Genomic DNA, 23,560 nt, shown 5'->3' with positions numbered 1-23,560 from the left:
ATGAACCGGGAACTGTTGCGAGTGGAAAACCTGAGCGTCGCCTATGGCGACACGCAGGTCGTGAAGGGGATCGACTTCAGCCTGCGCGCCGGCGAGACCCTGGCCCTGGTCGGCGAGTCCGGCTCCGGCAAGTCGCAGACCGCCCACGCCCTGCTGCGCCTGCTGCCGGGCGCGGCGCGCCTGGGCGGCAGCGTGCGCCTGGACGGCGAGGAACTGCTCGCCCTGTCGCCGCAGGCATTGCTGGCGATTCGTGGGCAGCGCATCGGCATGGTGTTCCAGGAGCCGATGACCTCGCTCAATCCATTGCAGCGCATCGGCCGCCAGGTCGGCGAGGGCCTGCGCCTGCATCGCCGCCTGCGTGGCGCCGCGCTGCGCGGGCGGGTACTGGAACTGCTCGAACTGGCCGGCCTCGAGCAGCCGCGACGCCTGCTCGAGGCCTATCCGCACCAGCTCTCCGGCGGCCAGCGACAGCGAGTGATGCTGGCCATGGCGCTGGCTTGCGAGCCGCAACTGCTGATCGCCGACGAACCGACCACGGCTCTCGACGTCACCGTGCAGAAACGCCTCCTGGAGCTGCTGCAAAGCTTGCAGCGACGGCTGGGCATGGCGATCCTGCTGATCAGCCACGACCTCAACCTGGTGCGTCGGGTCGCCGACCGGGTCTGCGTGATGCACGATGGCCGGATCGTTGAGGAGAACGCCTGCGAGACGCTGTTCCGTTCGCCCCGGCATCCCTACACGCGCTTGCTGATCGAGGCCGAGCCGGGTGGGCTGGCGGAGCCGGTGGCGTGCCGCGAGACCTGCCTGGAGGTGCGCGCGCTGAGCCTCGACTACCCCGCGCCCGGCGGCTGGCTGCGCCGGCGCGCGGGACTGCGCGCGGTGCACGAGGTCAGCCTGCGGCTGCGCCGTGGCAGCACCCTGGGGATCGTCGGCGAAAGCGGTTCAGGCAAGTCCTCCCTCGGCCAGGCGCTGCTGCGCCTGTTGCCGGCCGAAGGGCAGATCCTGTTCCAGGGCGAGCGCCTCGACCGGCTGCACGGCAAGCGCCTGTTGCCATTGCGCCGGCAGTTCCAGGCGGTGTTCCAGGACCCCTACGGCAGCCTCAACCCGCGCCTTAGCGTGGAACAGATCGTCGGCGAAGGCCTGCGTATCCATGGCATCGGCGATGCCGGCGAACGCCGCGCGCGGGTGCTGGAGGCACTGCGCGAGGTCGGTCTCGACGAGCCTTGCCTGGAACGTTATCCCCACGAGTTTTCCGGCGGCCAGCGCCAGCGCATCGCCATCGCCCGCGCGCTGGTGCTGAAGCCGGCGCTGATCCTGCTCGACGAACCGACCTCGGCGCTCGACCGCAGCGTGCAGTGCCAGGTGGTCGAGCTGCTGCGTCGGTTGCAGCGTCGCCACGGGCTGAGCTACCTGTTCATCAGCCACGACCTGGCCGTGGTACGCGCCCTGGCCCACGACATCCTGGTACTCAGGGACGGCCGGGTGGTGGAGCAGGGCAGCGCCGCTGCGCTGTTCAGCCAGCCGCGCCACCCCTATACCCGCGAGTTGCTCGGAGCGATACCCGCGCTGCGCCTGGAAGAGCATCTGCGGGTGGCCGGGCTGGGAATCTGAGGCGGGAAACCATGCTGACTCTAAGGATGTTCCGAAAGGTTCTTTCCAGACGCCCCGGCGCTTTTCTTAAGATCGGCCTGCGGGCCCGTCAGGGACAAGGAGCCATGTCGGCTTCCGGGGCCGTTCGATCGATTGGGGGAATGCGATGAGTTCGTTACCGTTGTACTTCGATTACGCCGCCACCACGCCCGTGGACGAGCGCGTGATCCGGGCCATGGTGGAGTGTCTCGGCTACCAGGCGTGTTTTGGCAATCCCGCGTCGAACTCCCATGCCTACGGTCGCCAGGCGCGGCGGGCGGTGGAGCGGGCCAGGGAGCAGGTGGCCGCGCTGGTCGGCGCCAGCGCCGGGCAGATCGTCTGGACTTCCGGCGCCACCGAATCCAACAACCTGGCCCTCAAGGGCGTGGCCCAGGCGCTGGACACGCCCGGCCACCTGATCACCAGTCGCCTGGAGCACAAGGCGGTGCTGGACACCGTGCAGCAACTCGCCGATGACGGCTGGAGCGTGACCTGGCTGGCGCCCGGCGCCGATGGCCTGATCCGGCCGGAACAGGTGGAGGCGGCCTGGCGCGCCGATACCCGCCTGGTGTCGCTGATGCGGGTCAACAACGAACTCGGCACCCTGACCGACATCGCCGCCATCGGCGAACGGGTGCGCGAGCGCGGTGCGCTGTTCCACGTCGACGCGGCGCAGGCCAGCGGCAAGGTGGCGATCGACCTGGGCCGCCTGGCGGTGGACCTGATGTCGTTCTCCGCACACAAGACCTACGGGCCCAAGGGCATCGGCGCGTTGTACGTCGGGCCGCGCGCCGAGCGCCGGCTGAAGGCGCAGATCCACGGCGGCGGACACGAGCAGGGCCTGCGCTCCGGGACCCTGGCGACCCACCAGATCGTCGGCATGGGCGAGGCCTTCGCCCTCGCCGGCGAGCTTTTCGAGGAGGAGGGCAGGCGCATCGCCGGACTCCAGCGGCGTCTACTGGAGGGGCTGGCGCAGATCGACGGCTGGCACTTGAACGGCAGCGCCGACGCACGCATCGCGCATACCCTGAACCTGACCTTCGACAACCCGGCCTTCGTCCCCCAGGCGCTGGAGTCCAGCCTGGCGGTGTCCAGCACCTCGGCCTGCAACTCGGCGCGGCCGGCGCCGTCCCACGTGCTTCTCGCCCTCGGCCACGACGCCGCCAGCGCCGGCCGCAGCGTGCGCCTGAGCCTCGGTCGCTACACCCGCGAGGCCGACGTCGACGCGGCGGTGGCCGCCCTCAAGGCCGCGGCGGATAGTGGCGCGCCGGCGTGGCAGCCGTTCCTCGGGGTATCCAGGGCAGGCTGAGCGGCCGGCTCGACCCGCCCTCGCCGAAGCCAGGGGCTGCGGATAACCGCGAAGCGGTTATCCGCCCTGCGGCTCCAGGGGCTTTTCGTCTTTGCCGCCGTTTCCCGGCAATGCGCGCTTGGCGGATCATCCAGGTTGGGTATCATGCGTCGCCATTCCCATCCACCGCCGACGGAAGTCAGGCTTTGCCTGCGTGAGCCCAATGGACGATCTCTCCCCCGATTCCGCCTTGCCGCCTGCCGGCAGCGCCCAGGACAACGACGCGCCGCGCCAGTTGGTGGTCTGCATCGACGGAACCTCGAACCGCTTCGGCGACCAGCCGACCAACGTGGTGCGCCTGTACCGCTCGCTGTCGCGCGATCCGCGCAGGGTGCTGGCCTACTACGACCAGGGCGTCGGCACCTTCGGCCTGAAGGAAACCCTGTTCGAGTGGCAGAAGTTTCCCTCGCGGATCGCCGGCCTGGCCTTCGGCTGGGGCCTCAAGCGCAACGTCGAGGGCGCCTATCGCTTCCTCGCCGAGCACTACCGGCCCGGCGACCAGATATTCCTCTTCGGCTTTTCCCGTGGCGCCTACGCGGTGCGCGTGCTGGCCGCGATGCTGCGTGCGGTGGGCCTGATCGATGCGCACCAGCCGCATCTCTTCGACTACGCCTGGACCCTGCTCACCACCCGCATGCCGCCCCGCGACGAAGACAAGCGGGCCGGCACGCGTCGCCGCGGGCCGGACTTCGGCCTGCTGGGACGCTTCCGCAAGGTCTTCGGCCGGCAGGTGAAGGTGCACTTCCTCGGCCTGTTCGACACCGTGACCTCGGTGGGCTGGGTCTACGACCCGCTGACCGTGCCGTATTCCTCGAACAACGAAATGGTCGACGTGGTCCGCCAGGCCCTGGCCATCGACGAATGCCGCTGCTTCTTCCGGCAGAACCTCTGGTTCGGCGAGAAGGACCGCAAGTCCGACGTGTTGCAGGTGTGGTTCCCCGGCATGCACTCCGATGTCGGCGGTGGCTATGCGCCGAAGGACTCGCGGCTGGCTCTGGTGGCCTTTACCTGGATGCTCGGCGAGGCGCTGGAGGCCGGCCTGCATGTCGACCCGGCGCGCAGCCGCGACCAGTTGCGCGCACGTTCGAAGCAGGGCCCGGACCCGACCGCGCCGATCCTGCCGGTGATGACCCGGCCCTGGCGCCTGGCCGAGTGGCTGCCGCTGCTGGTCTGGGACCGCCGCAGCGGCAACCGCGCCTGGCGCTGGTCGCGTGGCCGGCCGCGCTCGCGGCCGCTGGAACCGGTCGGGCAGGAAACCCGGGTCAAGCTGCACCGTTCGGTGCAGCGGCGGCTGGACGAATGCCCCGACTACCGGCCGTGCAACCTGCCAGCGCTGGAACGCTGCGACCTCATCGACGATTCGCCGTTGCTCGACGGCTACCGCTAGCGGTTGGCCGCGATCGCGTTCAGAACCACATGCGGATACCGGCGACGAAGCGCGCCTCGTCGTCGTCCTCGCCCTCGGCGCGGGCCAGGTCGGCGCTGTTGCCGTAGGAGCGGTTCCAGGTCACCCCGATGTAGGGCGCGAACTCGCGACGGATCTCGTAGCGCAGGCGCAGGCCCAGCTCGCTATCGGCAAGGCCCGAACCGATGCCGCGGGCGGGATCGCTCCTGCCGTACAGGTTGACCTCGGCGCTGGGCTGGAGGATCAGCCGGTTGGTCAACAGGATGTCGTACTCGCCCTCCAGGCGCAGCGCGCTCTGGCCGTTCTCGCCGAGGAAGGCGGTGACTTCCGCCTCGAAGTCGTAGAGCGCCAGGCCCTGCACGCCGAACGCCGCCCAGGTCTGCGGCGAGCCGGGCTTGAAATCCTGGCGCACGCCGGCGACCAGGTCCCACCAGGGACCGATGGCGTGCCCGAACAGCGCCTGGACCTCGGCGTCCTCGGTCTTGCCGTCGAGCCGTTCGCCTTCGCTGCGCAGCCACAGGCGGTTGATGTCGCCGCCGATCCAGCCGCTGGCGTCCCAGGCCAGCGCGCTGCCGTCGTCGGCGTCCTGGTATTCCAACTGGTCGAGCAGGAAGAAGCTGTTCAGCGCGCTGTCGTGCACCTTGTGCCCCTCCAGCGGCGGAAAGGCGGCACGGCGGTCGGCCTCGGTCGGCACCGGGATCGGCGTACGGCTCTGGCTGGGCGCGGCCTGCCCCGGAGGTTGCCGCGCAGCGTGGCTCATCCCCGGCATCCGGCCATGGTCCATTCCCTGGTGCTCCATGGGCTGTGCCGGGGTGGGCGATGCGGCGCCGTGGTCCATCCCCGGCATCCGGCCATGCCCCATCCCCTGGTGGTCCATGGGTTTCGCCGGGGCGGAGGTCCTCTGGCCGTGGTCCATGCCAGGCATCGCGCCGTGGTCCATGGCCGAGTGCTCCATGCCATTGTCCTGCGCGGCCTCGACGGGATTCGGCAGGCCCAGCAGCAGACCCAGGGCGAGGGCACCGCCGGCCAGGCGGGCGGGTTTCGGCTGGCGGCTCATGCGTTGTCTCCTTCGTCTACCCGCACTTCGCGGAACATGCCCATCTCCATGTGGAACAGCAGGTGGCAGTGGTAGGCCCAGCGCCCCAGGGCGTCGGCGGTGACCCGGTAGCTGCGGCGGGTGCCCGGCGGCATGTCGATGGTGTGCTTGCGCACCAGGAAGTTGCCTTGCTCGTCCTCCAGGTCGCTCCACATGCCGTGCAGGTGGATCGGGTGGGTCATCATGGTGTCGTTGACCAGGACGATCCGCAGGCGCTCGCCGTAGGTCAGGCGCAGCGGCTCGGCGTCGGAGAACTTGATGCCGTCGAAGGACCAGGCGAACTTCTCCATGTGCCCGGTCAGGTGCAGCTCGATGGTGCGCCCCGGCTCGCGGCCGTCCGGGTCGGCGAAGCGGCTGCGCAGGTCGGCGTAGGTCAGCACCCGCCGCCCGTTGTCGCGCAGGCCGAGGCCGGGGTCGGCGAGCTTCGGTGTCGGCGTCATGGTCTGCATGTCGACCAGCGGGTTGCCGTCCTCCGAAGCCGGATGGGACTGCATCGGCATGGCGCCCATGCCCATCCTGGAATGGTCCATGCCGTTCATGTCCATGCCGGCCATCTTGGAGTGGTCCATGCCGTTCATGTCCATGCCGGCCATCTTGGAGTGGTCCATGCCGCTCATGTCCATGCCGGCCATCTTCGAGTGGTCCATGCCGTTCATGTCCATGCCCGACATCTTCGAATGGTCCATCTCGCTGGCGGGCCTCGTCGCCGCGCCATGCCCCATGGCGCCGTGGTCCATGCCGCCCATGCCCATGTCGTCCATGCCGATCAGCGGGCGCGGATCGGGCGTCGGCACCGGCGCGCTAAGCCCTTCGGCCAGCGCCAGGGTGCCGCGGGCGTAGCCGCTGCGGTCCATGGACTGGGCGAAGAGGGTATAGGCGCGCTCGCCGCCCGGCTCGACGATCACGTCGTAGGTCTCGGCCACGGCGATGCGCAACTCGTCGACGCTGACCGGCTCGACGTGCTGTCCGTCGGCGGCCACCACGGTCATCTTCAGGCCGGGAATGCGGACGTCGAAATAGCTCATCGCCGAGGCGTTGACGAAGCGCAGGCGGAGCTTTTCGCCGGGGCGGAACAGGCCGGTCCAGTTGCCGTCCGGCGGCTGTCCGTTGAGCAGGTAGGTATAGGTGTAGCCGCTGACGTCGGCGAGATCGGTGGGACTCATCTTCATCTCGGCCCACATCTTGCGGTCGGCCAGGGTCGCGGCCCAGCCGTTGGCGCTGACGTCGTCGATGAAGTCGCCGACGGTGCGCTTGTGGAAGTTGTAGTAGTCGGACTGCTTCTTCAGCTTGGCGAGGATGCGCTGCGGCTTCTCGTCCGACCAGTCGCTGAGCAGCACCACGTAGTCGCGGTCGTAGCTGAACGGTTCCGGCTCGCGGGCGTCGATCACCAGGGCGCCGTAGACCCCGGCCTGCTCCTGTAGCCCCGAGTGGCTGTGGTACCAGTAGGTGCCGTTCTGCCGGACCTTGAAGCGGTATTCGTAGAGACCGCCGGGAGCGATGCCCTCGAAGCTGAGGCCCGGCACGCCATCCATGTTGGCCGGCAGAATGATGCCGTGCCAGTGGATCGAGGTGTCCTCGGCGAGGCGGTTGCGCACCCGCAGGGTCACGCTGTCGCCTTCGCGCCAGCGCAGGGTCGGGCCGGGCAGCGAACCGTTGATGGTCATGGCGGTGGCCGGCGAGCCGCTGAGGTTCACCGGGGTCTCGCCGATGAACAGGTCGAAACTGTCGCCGGCGAGCAGGTTCTGCTGGCCCGGCCCGGCCAGGGCCCAGGCCGGGGCGCGCCAGAGACCCAGTCCGCCGAGCAGACCGGTGGCGGCGAGGCCTTTGACGAAGGTGCGTCGCGAAGTTCTGTGCATCCGCTGGTTTCCACGCAGGTGGCAGGACGGACTGCGCGAGCCTGCGCAGCCGGGAGGTCGCGGCCCCGCCAGGGCGGTGCGGCGATGCGGACACCCTAGCGGCGCGCGCCTGTCGGCAAGCTGTGGGGAAGATTACAGAGCTGTCAGCTCAGCGCGGCGGGTTCACCAGGTGGCGGTCGAAACCCCGCGCCACCAGGCGTTCCCAGGCGTCCATGACCTGCGCCGGGATCGGGCAGGCGACCTGGAAGCCCAGCGCCGGGTAACGCATGATGCGGTCGAGGTCGCCAACCATCTCGTCGATCACCCCGAGTACGCCGACCAGGTTCGAGATGCCGTCGGGAAATGCGTAGTCGGGCGCATCCACGTGTCCCTCCAGCCCCGGCCAGCGGACCGGCAGGGTCAGCGCCACGCGGCGGATCGAGTTGGGCTTGGTGACGAAGGTCGCGCGGCGCAGGTCGGGGAACAGCTCGCGGGCGAAGGCGATGTTCTCGGCGAAGTTGGTCGCCCGCGGCTCGATCACGATGAGGCTGTCGCTTACCCCGCGTGCCCTGGCGTGGCGGGCGAACAGCTCGGCTTCCGGCTCGACCCAGAGATGGCGCGTCCAGTGCCCGGTGTTGCCGGTGAACAGCAGGCGTTCGGCGAGGCCGCGTTCGAGCAGTTCGCAGGCGTGGTCGCAGACCCGCAGGTCGTAGGAGCCGCATACCACCAGCAGTTCGCAGGGCACATGGCAGCGGCCCTGGCCGAGGAAGTCCCAGAGCAGCCGGGCATCTTGCAGGGTCGGGCTCATGGGACGCCAACGCTCCTCTCGCTGCCGGTCGTGGCGGGGTGCCGATGCTGGCAGTACAGCCGGTCGTCTTCGCGGACGATCCGTAGCTCGCGGAAATCCCGGACCGACCAGCGCGCGCCGGCGGCGAGCAGGCCGCTCTCCTCGCCGATCGCCACGCAGGTCGCGCCGGCGGCACAGGCGGCCTGCACGCCGCTGAGGGAGTCTTCGAACACCAGGCAGCGCGACGGTGCCACGCCGAGCCTGGCCGCGGCCAGGCGATAGCCATCCGGAGCCGGCTTGCCGTGGACCACGTCGTCGCGGCTGACCAGGGTGCGGAACGCCGCCTGCAGGTCGTGCTGGCGCAGCACGTGGTCGATGCGTGCCGGCCAACTGCTGGTGACCAGCGCCAAGGGCACGTCCAGCCAACGCAGCTGGCGGATCACCGCGGCGACGCCGGGCAGCAGGGGACAGTCGGCGCCTTCCTCCAGCGCATCGACCCGTTGCTTGAGGATCCGCCGGCGCTCCATCGGCAGGTGGCCGAACAGATAGTCCAGGGTGTAGCCGCCCGGGCGACCGTGCACGTGGTCGCGCAGGCAGTCCGGGCCGAGCGCCACGCCCTGTTCGCCGGCAACCCGGCTCCAGGCCGCGGCGATGGCTTCGCGGGAGCTGATCAGGACGCCGTCCATGTCAAACAGAACGGCTGAAAACGCTAGTCGATGCATCTCGGGCACTCTGTAGGGCAAGCCAGACCAGGACCGCGCCGCCGAGGGCGAACAGCGCCATGATCAGATAGGACCACTGCGGCAGGCCTTCGTACAGCCAGCCAGCGGCCGGACTGGCGAGGCCCATGGGCAGCGCTACCGCCAGAGAGTAGTAGATTCCCTGGGTCAGTACCCGCGCGCTTTCCGGCGCGTGGTCGCGGATGTAGCGCATCACCGCGGCGTGGTAGGCGGCGAAGCTGAGGGCGTGCAGGCACTGGCCGAGGAGGATCGCGGCGAGATGTTCGCTGCCGGCCAGCAAGCCCCAGCGCAGCGCCGCGCAAAGGCTGGAGAAGAGCATCATCTGGAGCGCCGGGTGGCGGTCCAGGATGCGGTTGGAGACGGCGAAGAAGCTGATCTCGGCGATCACCGCCAGGCCCCAGAAGGCGCCGACCGAGAACGACGAGTAGCCCAGCGCCTGCCAGCCCAGCGAGGCGGTGGTGAAGTACAGCGAGTGGCTCAGCTGGATCATTCCCGCCGCGGCGATGGCCAGCAGCAGGGGGCGTTGCCGGAGGATCCCGCGCAGGTCGGGACGGCGCCTGGCGCCCGGCAGCGGCGAGTCCGGACGGCGCAGGCTGCGGCGACGGAGGAACAGGCAGGCCAGCGCGGTGAGCAGCATCGTCAGGCCGACCAGGGCGGGCACCAGTTGCTGGCCGAACCGACCGAGCAGCAGGCCGCCCAGGGTCGCGGTGAGGATGAAGGCCAGCGAACCGACCGCGCGTACCCGCCCGTAGTTCTGCAGGGCGGCCTTGTCGCGCTTGAGCAGGTAGGACTCGGTGAGCGGCAGCACGCTGGTCCAGAACGCGCCGTAGAGCACGCTCAGGGCGATGAACAGCGGTAGGCCCTCGGCCAGCTGGAACAGCAGGGCGCAGGCGCCGGCCAGGGCCGCCAGCAGGGTCGCCAGGCGCAACTGGTCGAAGCGCCAGTCGGCCACGTAGGTCAGCGCCACCCCGGCGATCACCTGCGGCCAGTAGGCCGCGGCGATCAACAGGCCGATCTGGCTGGCGCCGAAGCCCAGGCTGGCCAGCCAGGTCGGCCAGAACGGATAGATCAGCCCCTCGGCGGCGAAGTAGCCGGAAAAGATCAGGTACATGCCGGTTCCCGCGTCGCCGTGCCGGTTCGCTGCGGTTTGCGCCTCACTCGAAGCGCGCCCTGGCGAAGGCGTTCTCGCCCTTGCGCCAGACCAGCAGGGACTCGCCCAGCACCACCAGGTCGACCATGCCGTCCTCCAGCGCGCCGAGGGCGTCCTGCGGGGCGCAGACGATCGGTTCCTCGTGGCGGTTGAAGGAGGTGTTGATCAGCGCCGGCTGGCCGCTACGGGCATGCCAGGCATGCAGCAGGGCGTGCATGAACGGATCGGCCTGCGGCCGGATGATCTGCGGCCGGGCGGTGCCGTCGACATGCACCACCGCCGGGCAGCGCTCGCGGAAATCCGCATGGCAGTCGTAGGTCATGGTCATGTAGTCGGCCGCCACCTGGTCTTCACGCCAGCCAACGTAGCAAGCCTCGGCGTGTTCTACCGCGGTGACCGGGGCGAATGGCATGAACTCGGTGCGTTCCATGCGCTGGTTGAGCCAGTCGTTGGCGCTAGCATCGCCGGGATGGTAGACGATGCTGCGGTTGCACAAGGCGCGCGGACCGAACTCCATGCGGCCCTTGAACATGCCCAGCACCTGGTTTTCCCGCAGCGCTTCGACCAGCGTCTCGATCAGGTTGGCCGGCCGGCTGTAGGCCAGCTGCGGGTACTGGCTGGCGATCAGCTCGGCATTCTGCGCGGCGCTGCGCGCGTCCGGCCCGAGGGCCATGCTCGGCGCCGGGAAGCGCGTACCGTTCTCGCGATAGGCCACCGCCACCGCCGCGGCCAGGGCCAGGCCGCCGTCGCCCATGCAGGGCAGCACGTAGACATCGCGGACCCCGGGGATCTCGCGCAGGCGCTGGTTCAGCTTGACGTTGCCGAACACCCCGCCGGCCAGGCACAGGTTGGCACAACCGGTGCGCGCCACGTGCTCCCGGGCGATGGCCACCAGCAGGTCTTCGGAGTGCCGTTGCGCGGCGGCGGCGACATCCGCCGGGCGTTCCGCCGCGCAGCGTTGCAGCAGCGGATCGCTGTAGCCGTCGTAGGAGGGCAGGTACAGTTCGCCGCAGCGGGCGCGCAGGCGGCCGTTCTCCAGGCGGATCATGTCGTTCATCAGCGGCAGCAGCTTTTCCGCGTCGCCGAACGCCGCCAGGCCGGTGATCTTGCCTTCGTGGCGGTTCGGCTTGAAGCCGAGCAGGCGGGTGATGCGCCCGTAGAAGTAGCCCAGGCTGTCGACGCTGGTCTCGCGTTGCAGGACCGTCTCGCCGCCGTCGGCGCGGTAGTGGGTGACGGTGAGCGACTGGAAGTCGCCGCGGCCGTCGCAGGTGAGGGTCAGCGCCTCGTCGAACGGCGAGCAGACGAATGCGCCGAGGGCGTGGCATTCGTGATGGTCGATGTACTCGACCTTGCCGCGCAGGCCGTTGGCGCGGACGAAGGCATCGAATTCGCCGCGCTTGGCCTTGTCGTTGGCCATCTCGTCGGCGATCCGCTTGCGCAGGTGCGGCAGGCCCTCGGGACGCTCGCGGGCTTCCTCGAGGACCCGGTCCAGGTAGAGGTCGAGGTGCCGCCCGGCGTCGAACCCGGCGTTCCAGCCGTAGGCGATGCGGTCGATGTCGGCCAGGTCGATGCCGGCCTCGCCGAGCACATAGTCGATGGAGCGGCTCGGCCAGGCCTTGTGGTCCTTCTGGCGGGTGAAGCGCTCCTCGCTGGCGGCGGCGACGATCCCGCCGTCGCGCACCAGGCAGGCGCCGGCCAGGTCGTTGTTGGTGATCCCGAGAATGATCATGCGGTGTCCTCTTGCGCGAACGGGTGGGGGGCGAGAGGCGTAATAGGTTGCATGGCACCGGGAGCCCAACAACCTGCCAGATCTGGTCGCCTGCGAAATCTGGCAGGGCTACCGGATCTGGTAGCTGGACAGCCGTCGACGGGCTTGCCGGCCATACCGGCCGGGCGCCCGCGCCGGCATCAGAAGCTGTAGCTGAGGCGGCCGAACAGGATGCGCCCGTAGGGATCGGTGTAGCGCGGGTCGTAGCCGCTCTGGAAGGTGTAGGTCTGGTTGCTGAACGGCGGTTCGCGGTCGAACAGGTTCTTCACCCCGAGGGTCAGCCCCAGCGCGTGGCTGAGGCGGTAGCTGCCGGCCAGGTCCCAGAGGTTCCACGAGCCGACCTTGCCGTGGCTGGCGCGGTCGTAGTCGTTGTAGCCGCTGGTGTAGCGGTTGCTCAGGGTGGCCTGCCAGGCGTCGCGGCTCCAGGTGGCGTTGGCGACGTGCTTCCAGCGGGCGATCACGCCGACGCCCTGGAAGTCGCCGACGTTGTCCATGTACTGGCCGCCGATCTGCTGCTGGAAGTCGTAGCGGGACACGTAGGTGCCTTGCAGGTCGAGCCCGAACTGCCCGTAGCGGCTGGCCGGGAAACGATAGTCGAGGCTCAGGTCGACGCCGCTGGTCTTTACCTTGCCGAGGTTGGCCAGTCCGGTGACGACGTGATCGATCGAGCCGTCGGCCTTGCGCACGATGCGTCCGGCGTAGGCCTGCGGGTCGGCGAAGATCGCCGCTTCGGGAAACTCGGCGATCTGGTTGGCGATCCTGATCCACCAGAAGTCCAGGCCGACGGAAAGGTCGCGCAGCGGCTGGTAGACCAGGCCCAGGGTAACGTTGCGCGCGGTTTCCGGTCGCAGGTCGGTATTGCCGCCGGTGGCGTTGTAGAACTGCTGGGCGCAGTCGCGGTTGGCGATGCCGCCCTGGCTCGGCTGGCCGCCGGCGCACAGGCGTGGGTCGTCGTAGTTGGCGCTGGTATAGGTGGTGAAGGTCGGGTTGTACAGTTCGTACAGCGACGGCGCGCGGAAACCTTCGCTGTAGGCGCCGCGCAGGACCAACTGGCGGAACGGCTGGAAGCGGAACGAATATTTCGGGTTGCTGGTGCTGCCGAAGTCGCTGTACTTGTCGTGGCGGATCGCCGCGCTGAGTTCCAGGCTGTCCAGCACCGGCACGTTGAGTTCGGCGTACTGCGCCTTCAGGTTGCGCTCGCCGCTGACCGTGGCGGCGGGATCGACGCCGAGGCTCTGCACGTTGCCGGCGAAGTCCTGGATGTCCTGGTGGAACGCCTCCTTGCGGAATTCGCCGCCCAGCGCCAGGGCCGCCGGCCCGGCGCCGAACCAGTCGCCGATCTCCCGGCTGGCGCGGGCGTCCAGGCCCTTGACGCGGCCGACCGAGGTACGGAAGTCGCCGCTCAGGGCATGGCTGCCGAGGTAGGCGAGGCCGGCGTCGGTCTGCGGCCCGAACGGGTTCAGCGTCCCGTTGGCGATGCCGAGGGCGGCGGCGCGATCATCGACGTAGCCGCTGTGGATGTGGTCGACCACCTTGTTCTGGTTGTACGAGGCGCCGATATCGTAGTCCCAGCCGGCGAACCGGCCGTCGAAGCCGAGCAGCAGGCGCTGGCCGGTGTTCTGCGAGGATTGCAGGCGTGGCCCGAGCACGCTCTGCCGCCAGTTGACCTCCACCGGCCGGCTCGGGTCGAGGACGAAGCCGCCGGGACCGGGAGTGATGCCGTTGCCGGGATAGAAGGCGGTGCCGGGATCGATCTGCAGGCCGGTGAGGGTCCCTGGGCCGACCTGGGTAGCGTTGTCGTTGCGCGACCAGAAGTACTCCAGGCTTACGTTGTGCTCGTCGGCCAGCTTGCCGGTGGCGCGGCTGAACACCGAGGTCTTCTCGGTTTCCGGCACCAGGTCGAGGTAGCGCCACAGGCTCTGCCGGCAGATGCCGTTGCGCGGGATCAGGTCGGCGCCCTTGCAACCGCCGGCGGCCAGCGGATTGCTGGCGTTGGCGCCCTGGCTCCAGTTGCCGGGGAAGGCGGTGCCGGAGCTGTAGTCGAGGCCGCGTCCCGGCTGGTAGTTGTAGGTGTAGCCGCGGTCCTTGGCGCCGAGGCGTTCCTGCTTGTCGTAGTTGGCCACCGCGAAGACATTGAAGCGATCCTCCTCCAGCTCGCCGAAGCCCCAGCTAGCGCTGACGTTGCGCTGGTTGCCGCCGCCGTCGTGGGTGGGGGAGGCGTAGCCGCTGTCGACGCGGCCTTCGTTCAGGCTCTTGCGGGTGATGAAGTTGATCACCCCGCCGATGGCATCGGTGCCGTACAGTGCGGAGGCGCCGTCGCGCAGCACCTCGACCCGGTCGATGGCGGCGAAGGGAATGGTGTTGAGATCCACCGCGGAGCCGTCGATGGCATTGTTCGCCAGACGCCGGCCGTTGAGCAGCACCAGGGTCTTGTTCGCGCCGATCCCGCGCAGGTCGGCGAACGAGGCGCCGCCGGTGGCGCTGCCGACCGAGCGACTGGAGTTGTATACGCCCTGGTTGCCGGAAAGCCGGCCGATCAGTTCCTCGGTGCTGGTCACGCCCTGTTGGCGCAGCTCCTCGGCGCGCAGGACGCTGATCGGCACCGCGGTTTCCGCATCGACCCGGCGGATCGCGCTACCGGTCACCTCGATTCGTTGCAACTGAACCGTGGGCGGGTCGACAGGCGCCTGTCCCTCCGCCGCGGCGGCGCTGCCGGGAGCGAGCTGCAGGGCCAGCAGCAGGGCGGCGCCCAGCGGCGGGTCGGTGTGGAGCGATCGGTGCATGGTCGGGGCATCCCTTGTTCCGGTGTGTCCAGGGATGTCCGTCGAGCCGGGGGATTTTCCAGGGACGGCTTAGACCTTTGCGCCATGAGTTTATGTCCGCTGGGAACAAGCCCTGCCGTTGCGCCTTTCGTCGGCGGGCCGGAGCGGCAGAACCAGTCCCCTCTGCCGAGGTCGAAAAGCAGGCGTCGCGGCGGTGCTGTGGCGTCCTTTCTTCAGCTACATTTTTCTTTCAGCAGTCGTTCCCATCATCCAGGGCAGCACCCAAGGGGCAGATCATGGCTCGCACCACTCCCATCGAGCTTTATCGCAACATCGGCATCGTCGCCCACGTCGACGCCGGCAAGACCACGACGACCGAACGGATCCTCTTCTACACCGGCGTCAACCACAAGATGGGCGAGGTCCATGACGGCGCGGCGACCATGGACTGGATGGTCCAGGAGCAGGAGCGCGGCATCACCATCACCTCGGCGGCGACCACGGCCTTCTGGCAGGGCTCGACCAAGCAGTTCCCGCACCGCTATCGCTTCAACATCATCGACACCCCCGGCCACGTCGACTTCACCATCGAGGTGGAGCGCTCGCTGCGCGTGCTCGATGGCGCGGTGGTGGTGTTCAGCGGCGCCGACGGGGTCGAGCCGCAGTCCGAGACGGTCTGGCGCCAGGCCAACAAGTACCATGTGCCGCGCCTGGCCTACGTGAACAAGATGGATCGCCAGGGCGCCGATTTCCTCCGCGTGGTCGCGCAGATCAAGCAACGCCTGGGCCATGTCCCGGTGCCGATCCAGCTGGCGATCGGCGCGGAGGAAAACTTCAGCGGGCAGATCGACCTGGTGAAGATGAAGGCCATCTACTGGAACGATGACGACCAGGGCACCAGCTACCGCGAGGAGGAGATCCCGGCGGAGTTGCGGGCGCTGGCCGAGGAGTGGCGGGCGCACATGGTCGAGGCCGCCGCCGAGGCCAACGACGAACTGATGAACAAGTATCTGGAAGGCGAGGAACTGAGCATCGAGGAGATCAAGGCCGGGCTGCGCCAGCGGACCCTGGCCAACCAGATCGTACCGGCGGTGCTCGGCTCCTCGTTCAAGAACAAGGGCGTGCCTCTGGTGCTCGACGCGGTGATCGACTATCTCCCGGCTCCGTCGGAAATCCCGGCGATCAGAGGCACCGACCCGGACGACGAAGAGAAGCACGACGAGCGCCATGCGGACGACGACGAGCCGTTCTCGGCGCTGGCGTTCAAGATCGCCACCGACCCCTTCGTCGGCACCCTGACCTTCGCCCGTGTGTATTCCGGGGTGCTGACTTCCGGCGATGCGGTGCTCAACTCGGTGAAAGGCAAGAAGGAGCGGGTCGGGCGGATGGTGCAGATGCACGCCAACCAGCGCGACGAGATCAAGGAAGTGCGCGCCGGCGACATCGCCGCGCTGATCGGCATGAAGGACGTGACCACCGGCGACACCCTGTGCGCCATCGACAAGCCGATCATCCTCGAACGCATGGACTTCCCCGATCCGGTGATCTCGGTGGCGGTGGAACCGAAGACCAAGGCCGACCAGGAGAAGATGGGCATCGCCCTGAGCAAGCTGGCCCAGGAAGACCCGTCGTTCCGCGTGAAGACCGACGAGGAGACCGCGCAAACCATCATTTCCGGGATGGGCGAGTTGCACCTGGACATCATCGTCGACCGCATGCGCCGCGAGTTCGGCGTCGAAGCCAATATCGGCAAGCCGCAGGTGGCCTATCGCGAGACCATCCGCAACACCTGCGAGATCGAGGGCAAGTTCGTCCGCCAGTCCGGCGGCCGCGGCCAGTTCGGCCATTGCTGGATCCGCTTCGCTCCGGCCGACGAGGGGCAGGAAGGCCTGGAGTTCCACAACGAGGTGGTCGGCGGGGTGATTCCCCGAGAGTTCATCCCGGCGATCCAGAAGGGCATCGAGGACCAGATGCAGAACGGCGTGCTCGCCGGCTACCCGCTGATTGGCCTGAAGGCGACGGTGTACGACGGCTCCTACCATGACGTCGACTCCAGCGAGATGGCGTTCAAGATCGCCGCCTCGATGGCCACCAAGCAACTCTCGCAGAAGGGCGGAGCGGTGCTCCTGGAGCCGGTGATGAAGGTCGAGGTGGTGACCCCGGAGGACTACATGGGCGACGTGATGGGCGACCTCAACCGCCGGCGTGGCCTGATCCAGGGCATGGAGGATACCCCGGCGGGCAAGGTGATCCGTGCCGAGGTCCCGCTGGGCGAAATGTTCGGCTATGCCACCGACGTGCGCTCGATGTCCCAGGGGCGCGCGAGCTACTCGATGGAGTTCGTCCGCTATGCCGAGGTACCGGCCAGCGTGGCCGAGGCGATCGTCGCCAGGCAGGGCCGCTGAGAGCCGCCGCGCGCCGCCGAGGCCAGCGGCGGCGCGCGCCTTTCCGGGAGCGGCAGCCGCATCTCCGGCGCCGATGCGCTTGCCAAGCGGGTTTTTTGACGCCCCCTGGATGCTTAACTATAAGACAGTGACCAAGGCCCGCACCTATACGGTCACAAGGATGGCGAATCGATGCTTGCTTCAGCGATTGCCAGCGGTACCGCAGTCTCCCAGGTCTCCAAGCATCTCCTAATGTTCCTGGCCGCCCTTTTCCTCGCCCTCGGTGCATGCGGCTGGGCGATCCTGCACATCGCCAGGCAGCAGGACGACATCGCCATCGAGCAGAGCCATTTCTACGTGGAAAAGGCGCTGCAGAATCGCCGGGAAAATTCCGAGCAGTTCTCCACCACCTATTCGTTCTGGACCGACGCCTACGTCTATCTGGGAAACCGGGTCGACGTGGACTGGGCCTTCACCAAGAACAACCTCGGCTCGGTGCTCTACACCACCAACGGCTACGACGGCGTCTTCGTCATCGACGACCGTGGCACTCGCTACGCCATGCTCGAGGGCGAGCTGTCCGAGCGCTCGCTGGCCGACTCGCTGGGCGCCGATGCCGGAGACATCCTCAGCGCCGCCCGCCGCGCCGCGGTGGACGAGGCGGCGATCAGCCGCTACGTCGACTTCGACGGCGCACCGGCGATCCTGGTCGCTTCGGCGATCAAGCCCACCAGCGATCATGCGCCCATCGACCTGGACAAGGCCTCGGTGATGGTCTTCGTCGACCGGCTGACCCCGGCGAAGCTGGCCAAGCTCGGCGGCGACTACGGCATCGCCAACCTGCACCTGCTGGCCGGCGGCGCGGCGGGCGACAAGGAAAGCCTTGCCCTGGAGGGCACTCCCCATCGCCTGGCCTGGGTGTCGTCGCGTCCGGGTAGCGCCATGCTGCGGGAGACCGCGTTGCCGCTGCTGGGAATCTTCGTGCTCGCCGCCGGGCTGCTGTTCTGGCTGAGCCGCAGCGCCGTGCTCAACGCTCGCGCGGTGGATCGCCAGCAGAAGGTCCTGAAACGCAGCAACCAGGCCCTGCTGGCCAGCGAGGAACGTTTCAAGTCGATAGCCGAGGCGGCGTCGGACTGGATCTGGGAAGTCGACGGGCATTTCGTCTTCACCTATCTCTCCGTGCGCTTCCGCGACGTCACCGGCTACCAGCCGGAGGCCTGGATCGGGCGGCGGCTGGACGAGTTGCTGGATAGCGATACGGTGAACATCGTCAAGTGGCTGGAAGGGCTGCCCGATGCCGGTGCGCCGTCCAGCCTGGTCTGCGCTTTCCGCGACAGCCAGGGCCAGGCGCGGGTCGGCAAGCTGAGTGCCAGCGCGATCCGCAACGGCGTCGCCAGCGGCTATCGCGGCACGGCGGCCGACATCACCGACGAAGTCGAAGCCCATGCGAAGATCCAGCATCTGTCCCTGCACGATGCCCTGACCGGCCTGCCGAACCGCAACAAGCTGTTCCAGTTCCTCGAACGCCTGCTGGCGGAAAAGGCTGGCAAGTCGCCGGTAGCGGTACTGATGCTCGACCTCGACCGCTTCAAGCCGATCAACGACCAGCATGGCCATCCCGCCGGCGATGCGGTGCTCTACGCCATCGCCGAACGGCTGCGCGCCTCGACCCGCGACCAGGACATGGTTGCCCGGCTCGGCGGCGACGAGTTCGTGGTGGTCAGTACCCACGTGTCGTCGAAGCTGGAAATCGAGAAGTTCTGTAGCCGGCTGATCGACGTGATCAACCGCGAGATCGCCTACGAAGGGCACAGCTTCCATGTCGGCGCCAGCATCGGCGTGGCCCTGGCGCCGGAGCACGGCGGCGATCCGCGCGGCCTGCTGCGTTGCGCCGACGTGGCGATGTACGAGGCCAAGGCCGCGGGGCGCAATACCTGGCGTTTCTACTTGGAAGCGATGGACTCCCATCTCGCCGAGAAGAAGCTGCGCGAGACCGAGTTGCGCGCCGCCTTGCAGAACGGCGAGTTCGAGTTGTACTACCAGCCGCGCTTCCTGGCGCAGGAACAGACGATCGCCTCGGCGGAGGCGTTGATCCGCTGGAACCATCCGCACCGCGGGCTGATCGGCCCGGACGAGTTCATCGGCCTGGCGGAAGAAAGCGACCTGATCGTGCAGATCGGCAACTGGGTGCTGCGCGAGGCCTGCGCCACCGCCGCCTCCTGGCCGGGCGAGGTGATGGTCTCGGTGAACGTGTCGCCGGCGCAGTTCATGACCGGCGATATCGTCTGGCAGGTGCGCGAGGCGCTGCGCCTGGCCCACCTGGATGCCCGCCGGCTAGAGCTGGAGGTGACCGAGAACGTCATGCTCAACGATGTCGACGGCGCGCTGCGGACCATGACGGCCCTCAAGGAACTGGGCGTCCGCCTCAACATGGACGACTTCGGTACCGGCTATTCCTCGCTCGGCTACCTGCGCACCTATCCCTTCGACAGCATCAAGATCGACAAGCGCTTCGTCGCCAGCATGGAGAAGACCGGGCGCGACCGTTCGATCGTGCAGGCCATCATCAATCTCGGCAACGCCCTGAACCTGCGGGTCACCGCCGAGGGGGTGGAGACCGAAGGGCAGATGCATATCCTGCGCGACGAGCAATGCCACGAACTGCAAGGATTCCTGCTCAGCCGGCCGCTGGATGCGCAGGGCCTGCGCGACCTGCTGGCGCGCGAGGCGGGGCAGACCCAGGCGCCACAGGTTTCCGCCGAGGGCCATGCTGCGCGCCGCCCTTGAGCGGGGGCAGAAGAGACCACGCGGAGCCTCAGCGGCCCTCGGTTCAGCGAACGCCCTGCGTATGGTTCAGAGAATGCTCAACTGATTATTTGACCTGACTGATTCCCTTCCCGTCTTCGCTTGCCGACACTCCGTCCTTCCCATGGCCTTGTGCCAGGGCCAGCGCCGGTGGTCGCCACCCGCTTCGGGCGAATCGCGGTGATGGTCTGCTACGACCTGGAGTTTCCCGAATGGGTGCGCCTGCCTGCGCTGTCCGGCGCACAACTGCTCTGCGCACCGGTGAACTGGCCGGCGGCACCGCGTCCCGAGGGCGAGCGGCCGGGCGCGGCCGGGCGCGGTTGGGCGAATGAAAAAGGGCGCGGGCCAGTATCGGCGCCGCGCCCTTTTGCCGGAGGAGAACCTTATTCCAGTTCGGCTGCGCTCTCTTCCTGGCGCTTCAACCCGGTATGACTGATGGCGTGCAGAGCGGTATTGAACTGTACGGTCTCGTTGAAACCCTTGACGATCTGCGCCAGCTTCTCGCGGGCGCTTTCCAGCTTCTTGAAGCGCTCGCCGAGTTCCAGGCTGCGCTGCTGGACGCTGGCTTCGCGCTTTTCCAGTTCGGCCTGACGCAGGTTCTGCTGGCTGCGCAACTCTTCGAGGCGTTCCTGTTCGATCTGCAGTACTTCGGCTCGCCGCGCGCTGCTGCGCTCGCGGGCTTCGACGCTTTCCGCGAGTTGTTGCAGGGCCGCGCTGCGCTCGGCCAGGAGACGGTTGCTCTGCTCGGTTTCCCGCTCCAGCGCCTGGCGGTCGTCCTGCAGGCGCTTGTGCCACTGCCGGAGCTGCTTTTCCTTTTCCTGCAATTGCCGCTCCTTCTCGTGCAGTTGCGTCTGGAGCGACTCCAGCGACTCCTGCTGCTTGAGCGCTTCCTGCTTCTGCTGGCTCAGTTGCTGGGCCATTCCGGCGAGGTCGGCCAGGGTGCCCTGCACGTCCTGTAGCAGATGCTCGGTATCGTTGCCGATATCGAGCGCGGTATCCGTATCCACGTGGGCTTCATCCTCGGGTTGGCGAATGACGGCGGCGGCCTGGGTGGGCGCCTCTCTGGCGTCGGCCTCGCCCTCGGCGCCGGCCAGGCGTGCGGGCGGCACCCGGAGGCGCAGCGACAGGCTGGGGACCCTGGCCGATACCGGTTCCGGCGCGGGTGCGGCGAGGGGGGAGGGGCTCGGGGGCATGGAGGATTCCTCGGCGGCGTCTGGAGACGGAAGGTTGGCGCTGCCCGTGGCGTCGGCGGCGTGCAGCGCGGGGTGGAGCATCTGCGCCAGGTCGGCAAGCTCCTCGCGAAGATGACTGGCGTTGTCGACGAAGGCGCCGATGGCCTCGGCATCCGCTACCTTGGCGGACTGCTCCGCTTTCGTCGCGAACTCGGCTGGCGCCCCACCCTCGGGCGCTGCCGTTTCCGCCTCCGGCCGCGGCTCGGGCTCGACGCAGCCGGCCTCGGTGACGGTTTCGTCTTCCGCCGCCTCGGGCTCGTCGATGGGCTCCGCCGGCCCGTCCGTGGCCTCGTCCGCATCGTCCGCGGCGAAGACATCGGGAGCGGCGTCTTCGAAAAGGGCCTCATGGACGAGCGGCGGGACGTCCGCGCAGGGTTCCTCGCCATCCAGGGCGGGGCCGTAGCCATGGGGGGACTCGAAGGTGACGAGCTTCATCACCCACTCGCGTTCGAGCACCAGGGAGCGGTGTTCTTCCCGGCGCGAGGGGGCGATGGCCGCGTCCTGCAGGTCGATGAGGTGGTAGGCCAGGTCGCTGGTCCGACGGTTGCCGGTGGTGGCTTCGCGGACCAGCTGGCGGAACACCTGGATGGCCGCCTCGCAGGCCTCGTCGGTGTCGAGGCGGCCCAGGCGGAAGCCGTCGTCGGTCTTGAACAGGGAGGCGATGTAGACGCGCGAGTCGTTTTCGTCGACCTGTTCGTTGAGGCTGTAGGCGATGAAGTTGCGGTCGCTGGCGGGAATGGCGAAACCACACAACAAGGCCGCATTCAGTTCCGTCTGCTCGGCAGTTTCCACACTGATGGTTCGAAGAAGCATAAGCCCTGGAGATCCCGTTGGTGCTTGGAAGGTGTAACGGGCGAGGGTACCGGGAGCTATGGGCGAGGTAACTTGGACGAGTCCTATTACCTTGTAAGAAAAATCTTGAAGATTTTACTGCGCACCGTGCCCAGCGCACCGCGCAGGCTCGTCCGCTCGTACGGGTCCGGCGCGCTTCAGCGATCCGCCATCAGGACGACGATGGCCTCGGCGACGAAGTCGGCATTGCGCTCCAGGGTCTGCAGGTGGTTCATGACGACATCGTAGGTTTCGCCGCCTTCATGGCGCTTCGCCCAGATCGCCAGCTCCTCCAGGGCCATGCCGAGGGCACTCTGGTTCTGGTTGAGACGGCATAGCAGGGCGACAGTCAGGTCGTGATCCAGCATGGCGGTACTCCTGATCCTGAAAAACTCAGCGTAGACCCCCTGGCGCTCCGCCGACACGGAAGCGGTTCACGAAAAGACGAAGCGGTTCAGCCGCTGCCGACGAGGTGGCCTGAGTTCGTGGCCGGTGCCCACGGCGCAGCGCTTGCGACGGTCCCTGGCAGCTTCGGACCGACCTGGCAAGGGGACCTATCCGAACGGCGAGGGTGGCCCGCGGTGGTGGCGCGCCGCATGGCCAGTTCCCCATGCCGCCTGGCTATACTGGCGGCGCGGGAACAAGACGCCGCCCATGAAGAGCGTCCCGGCCCCGAACGTCGCGCTTCCTGTCATCTCCGCTACCTATCTTTCGTTCTTCTGCCGCGAAACGGCTTTCGGAAGCAGGCTGCCGGCGGTCGTTCGTCGCGCCGTCCCGGGGTTTCCCTGCCCGTGCCGATCCGACCCGTGTTGCCAGCGAGGGGTATGTACGCAATGTCCGTGACCGATGCCAGTTTCCCGATCATCAACTGGTCGAAGGCGATGCCTTCGTTGCGCCAGCTGATGTATTTCGCCTGTGTCGCCGAGTACGGCAGCATCGGCCAGGCCGCCGAGGTGCTGCACGTTTCGCAGCCGTCGCTGTCGCGGCAGATCCAGGCGCTCGAAGTGCACATCGGCGAGGCGCTGTTCGTCCGCGGTCCGGCCGGGGTGAGCCTGACCGAGGTGGGCAGGGTGGTGCATTGCCGCGCGGTGAAGATCATCGCCGAGGCCAAGGCGCTGACCCGCGACATCGGCGACGGCGACGACCGCCAGTTGCACATCGGTTTCAGCCGCTACCTCGATCCCGGCTGGTCCGGCGAGCTGGCCCGGCAACTGAAGGAAGCGCGGGTGTGCAGCGCCGTTTCGCCATCCTGGGCGCCATCGCTGGACCTGCTCAGCCTGGTCCGCGAGTCGTCCCTGGACGCGGCGATCATCGGCGCGCCGCCGAAGGTGGTGCGTGAATACGAGCTGATGGAGATCGGCAGCTACGAGCACGTCATCGCCCTGTCGGAAACCCTGCACCGGCGACTGGCGCCCGACTGGTCGCTGAACGACCTGGTCGGCGAGCCGCTGCTGGTACCGAAGGACTCGCTGTTTCCCGCCTACAGCCAGTTCATGAACGATGCGATGGATGCCGCTGCCTTCGCGCCCCGGCGCAGCGTGCGGCCGAACGACCTGAGCATTCTCCTGGCCCAGGTCGCCAGCGGCGACGGCTTCGCCTTCCTGCCGTTGTCGCTGACCAAGTTCGCCTATCCGGGGGTGGCCTTCACCGCTCTGCCGGCGGCGGTCAACGAAGGCTTCCGCCTGCCGGTGGGGCTGGCGGTGTCGCCGACTTCGCGGCTTCGTGCCAGCGACACCCAGTTCGAATGCTTCGTCGAGACCGCGCGGCGGGTCGCCGCCGGTTGAGGGA

General features: G+C 68.2%; 15 protein-coding genes and 1 pseudogene. 7 read left to right on the top strand and 9 right to left on the bottom strand.

The window, feature by feature from the left end:
* The 3 genes from LT948_RS23415 to LT948_RS23405 all read left to right on the top strand — a co-directional run bounded on the left by LT948_RS23415 (position 1) and on the right by LT948_RS23405 (position 4,364).
* The gene (locus tag LT948_RS23415; protein ID WP_023091884.1) at positions 1 to 1,611 is read left to right on the top strand and encodes an ABC transporter ATP-binding protein; all 1,611 of its coding nucleotides are present in this window, start codon (positions 1 to 3) and stop codon (positions 1,609 to 1,611) included.
* 145 nt (positions 1,612 to 1,756) lie between these two features.
* Complete coding sequence (locus LT948_RS23410; protein ID WP_033995564.1) at positions 1,757 to 2,938, top strand: aminotransferase class V-fold PLP-dependent enzyme; 1,182 nt, start codon at positions 1,757 to 1,759, stop codon at positions 2,936 to 2,938.
* Between the two features lie 202 nt (positions 2,939 to 3,140).
* Positions 3,141 to 4,364: a DUF2235 domain-containing protein gene (locus LT948_RS23405; protein ID WP_003088736.1), complete on the top strand. Its 1,224-nt coding sequence runs from the start codon at positions 3,141 to 3,143 to the stop codon at positions 4,362 to 4,364.
* A 19-nt stretch (positions 4,365 to 4,383) separates the two neighbouring features.
* Here LT948_RS23405 and LT948_RS23400 read toward each other — a convergent pair whose 3' ends face one another.
* From LT948_RS23400 to LT948_RS23370, 7 genes are all read right to left on the bottom strand, one after another.
* Positions 4,384 to 5,439: a copper resistance protein B gene (locus LT948_RS23400; RefSeq protein WP_033995562.1), complete on the bottom strand. Its 1,056-nt coding sequence runs from the start codon at positions 5,437 to 5,439 to the stop codon at positions 4,384 to 4,386.
* Positions 5,436 to 7,334 carry a copper resistance system multicopper oxidase gene (locus tag LT948_RS23395; RefSeq protein WP_033995560.1) on the bottom strand — a complete coding sequence of 633 codons (1,899 nt, stop codon included), beginning with the start codon at positions 7,332 to 7,334 and terminating at the stop codon, positions 5,436 to 5,438. The genes LT948_RS23400 and LT948_RS23395 overlap by 4 nt, the downstream gene beginning before the upstream one ends.
* A gap of 148 nt (positions 7,335 to 7,482) precedes the next feature.
* Positions 7,483 to 8,121, bottom strand: coding sequence for a YdcF family protein (locus LT948_RS23390; protein WP_003088740.1), 639 nt, complete (start codon positions 8,119 to 8,121; stop codon positions 7,483 to 7,485).
* Entirely contained in the window at positions 8,118 to 8,786 is a 669-nt protein-coding gene (locus LT948_RS23385; RefSeq protein ID WP_003103648.1) for an HAD family hydrolase, read from the bottom strand. Before LT948_RS23385 ends, LT948_RS23390 begins: the two co-directional genes overlap by 4 nt.
* 1 nt (position 8,787) lies before the next feature.
* On the bottom strand, positions 8,788 to 9,951 hold the full coding sequence (locus LT948_RS23380) for an MFS transporter (RefSeq protein WP_073656898.1): 1,164 nt from the start codon (positions 9,949 to 9,951) through the stop codon (positions 8,788 to 8,790).
* Between the two features lie 43 nt (positions 9,952 to 9,994).
* Positions 9,995 to 11,719, bottom strand: a complete 1,725-nt coding sequence (locus LT948_RS23375; RefSeq protein ID WP_023109162.1) for a carbamoyltransferase family protein — start codon at positions 11,717 to 11,719, stop codon at positions 9,995 to 9,997.
* 179 nt (positions 11,720 to 11,898) lie between these two features.
* Complete coding sequence (locus LT948_RS23370) at positions 11,899 to 14,541, bottom strand: TonB-dependent receptor (RefSeq protein ID WP_073656897.1); 2,643 nt, start codon at positions 14,539 to 14,541, stop codon at positions 11,899 to 11,901.
* A gap of 275 nt (positions 14,542 to 14,816) precedes the next feature.
* Between LT948_RS23370 and fusA the strand changes: the two genes are divergently transcribed.
* From fusA to LT948_RS23355, 3 genes and pseudogenes are all read left to right on the top strand, one after another.
* Positions 14,817 to 16,925, top strand: coding sequence for an elongation factor G (gene fusA, locus LT948_RS23365; protein WP_003088751.1), 2,109 nt, complete (start codon positions 14,817 to 14,819; stop codon positions 16,923 to 16,925).
* A 171-nt stretch (positions 16,926 to 17,096) separates the two neighbouring features.
* Complete coding sequence (locus LT948_RS23360) at positions 17,097 to 19,691, top strand: bifunctional diguanylate cyclase/phosphodiesterase (RefSeq protein WP_003128667.1); 2,595 nt, start codon at positions 17,097 to 17,099, stop codon at positions 19,689 to 19,691.
* A 159-nt stretch (positions 19,692 to 19,850) separates the two neighbouring features.
* A pseudogene (locus LT948_RS23355) lies at positions 19,851 to 20,039 on the top strand (nitrilase-related carbon-nitrogen hydrolase); the annotation flags it as partial.
* A gap of 53 nt (positions 20,040 to 20,092) precedes the next feature.
* On the opposite strand, the gene LT948_RS23350 reads toward LT948_RS23355, so the two are convergent.
* Both LT948_RS23350 and LT948_RS23345 read right to left on the bottom strand, forming a co-directional pair.
* Positions 20,093 to 21,754, bottom strand: a complete 1,662-nt coding sequence (locus LT948_RS23350; protein ID WP_034054257.1) for a hypothetical protein — start codon at positions 21,752 to 21,754, stop codon at positions 20,093 to 20,095.
* Positions 21,755 to 21,930: 176 nt separating this feature from the next.
* Positions 21,931 to 22,140, bottom strand: a complete 210-nt coding sequence (locus LT948_RS23345) for a hypothetical protein (RefSeq protein WP_003088759.1) — start codon at positions 22,138 to 22,140, stop codon at positions 21,931 to 21,933.
* Between the two features lie 513 nt (positions 22,141 to 22,653).
* Here LT948_RS23345 and LT948_RS23340 point away from each other — a divergent pair.
* A complete protein-coding gene (locus tag LT948_RS23340) occupies positions 22,654 to 23,556 on the top strand; it encodes a LysR family transcriptional regulator (protein WP_004349593.1) in 903 nt (300 codons plus the stop codon).
* The last annotated feature ends 4 nt before the right edge of the window (positions 23,557 to 23,560 follow it).

The organism is Pseudomonas sp. CP-1 (assembly GCF_021213715.1).
Classification (GTDB): domain Bacteria; phylum Pseudomonadota; class Gammaproteobacteria; order Pseudomonadales; family Pseudomonadaceae; genus Pseudomonas; species Pseudomonas aeruginosa.
The sequence above is the reverse complement of the archived record's forward strand: the minus strand, read 5'-3'. Positions and strand labels throughout refer to the sequence as shown.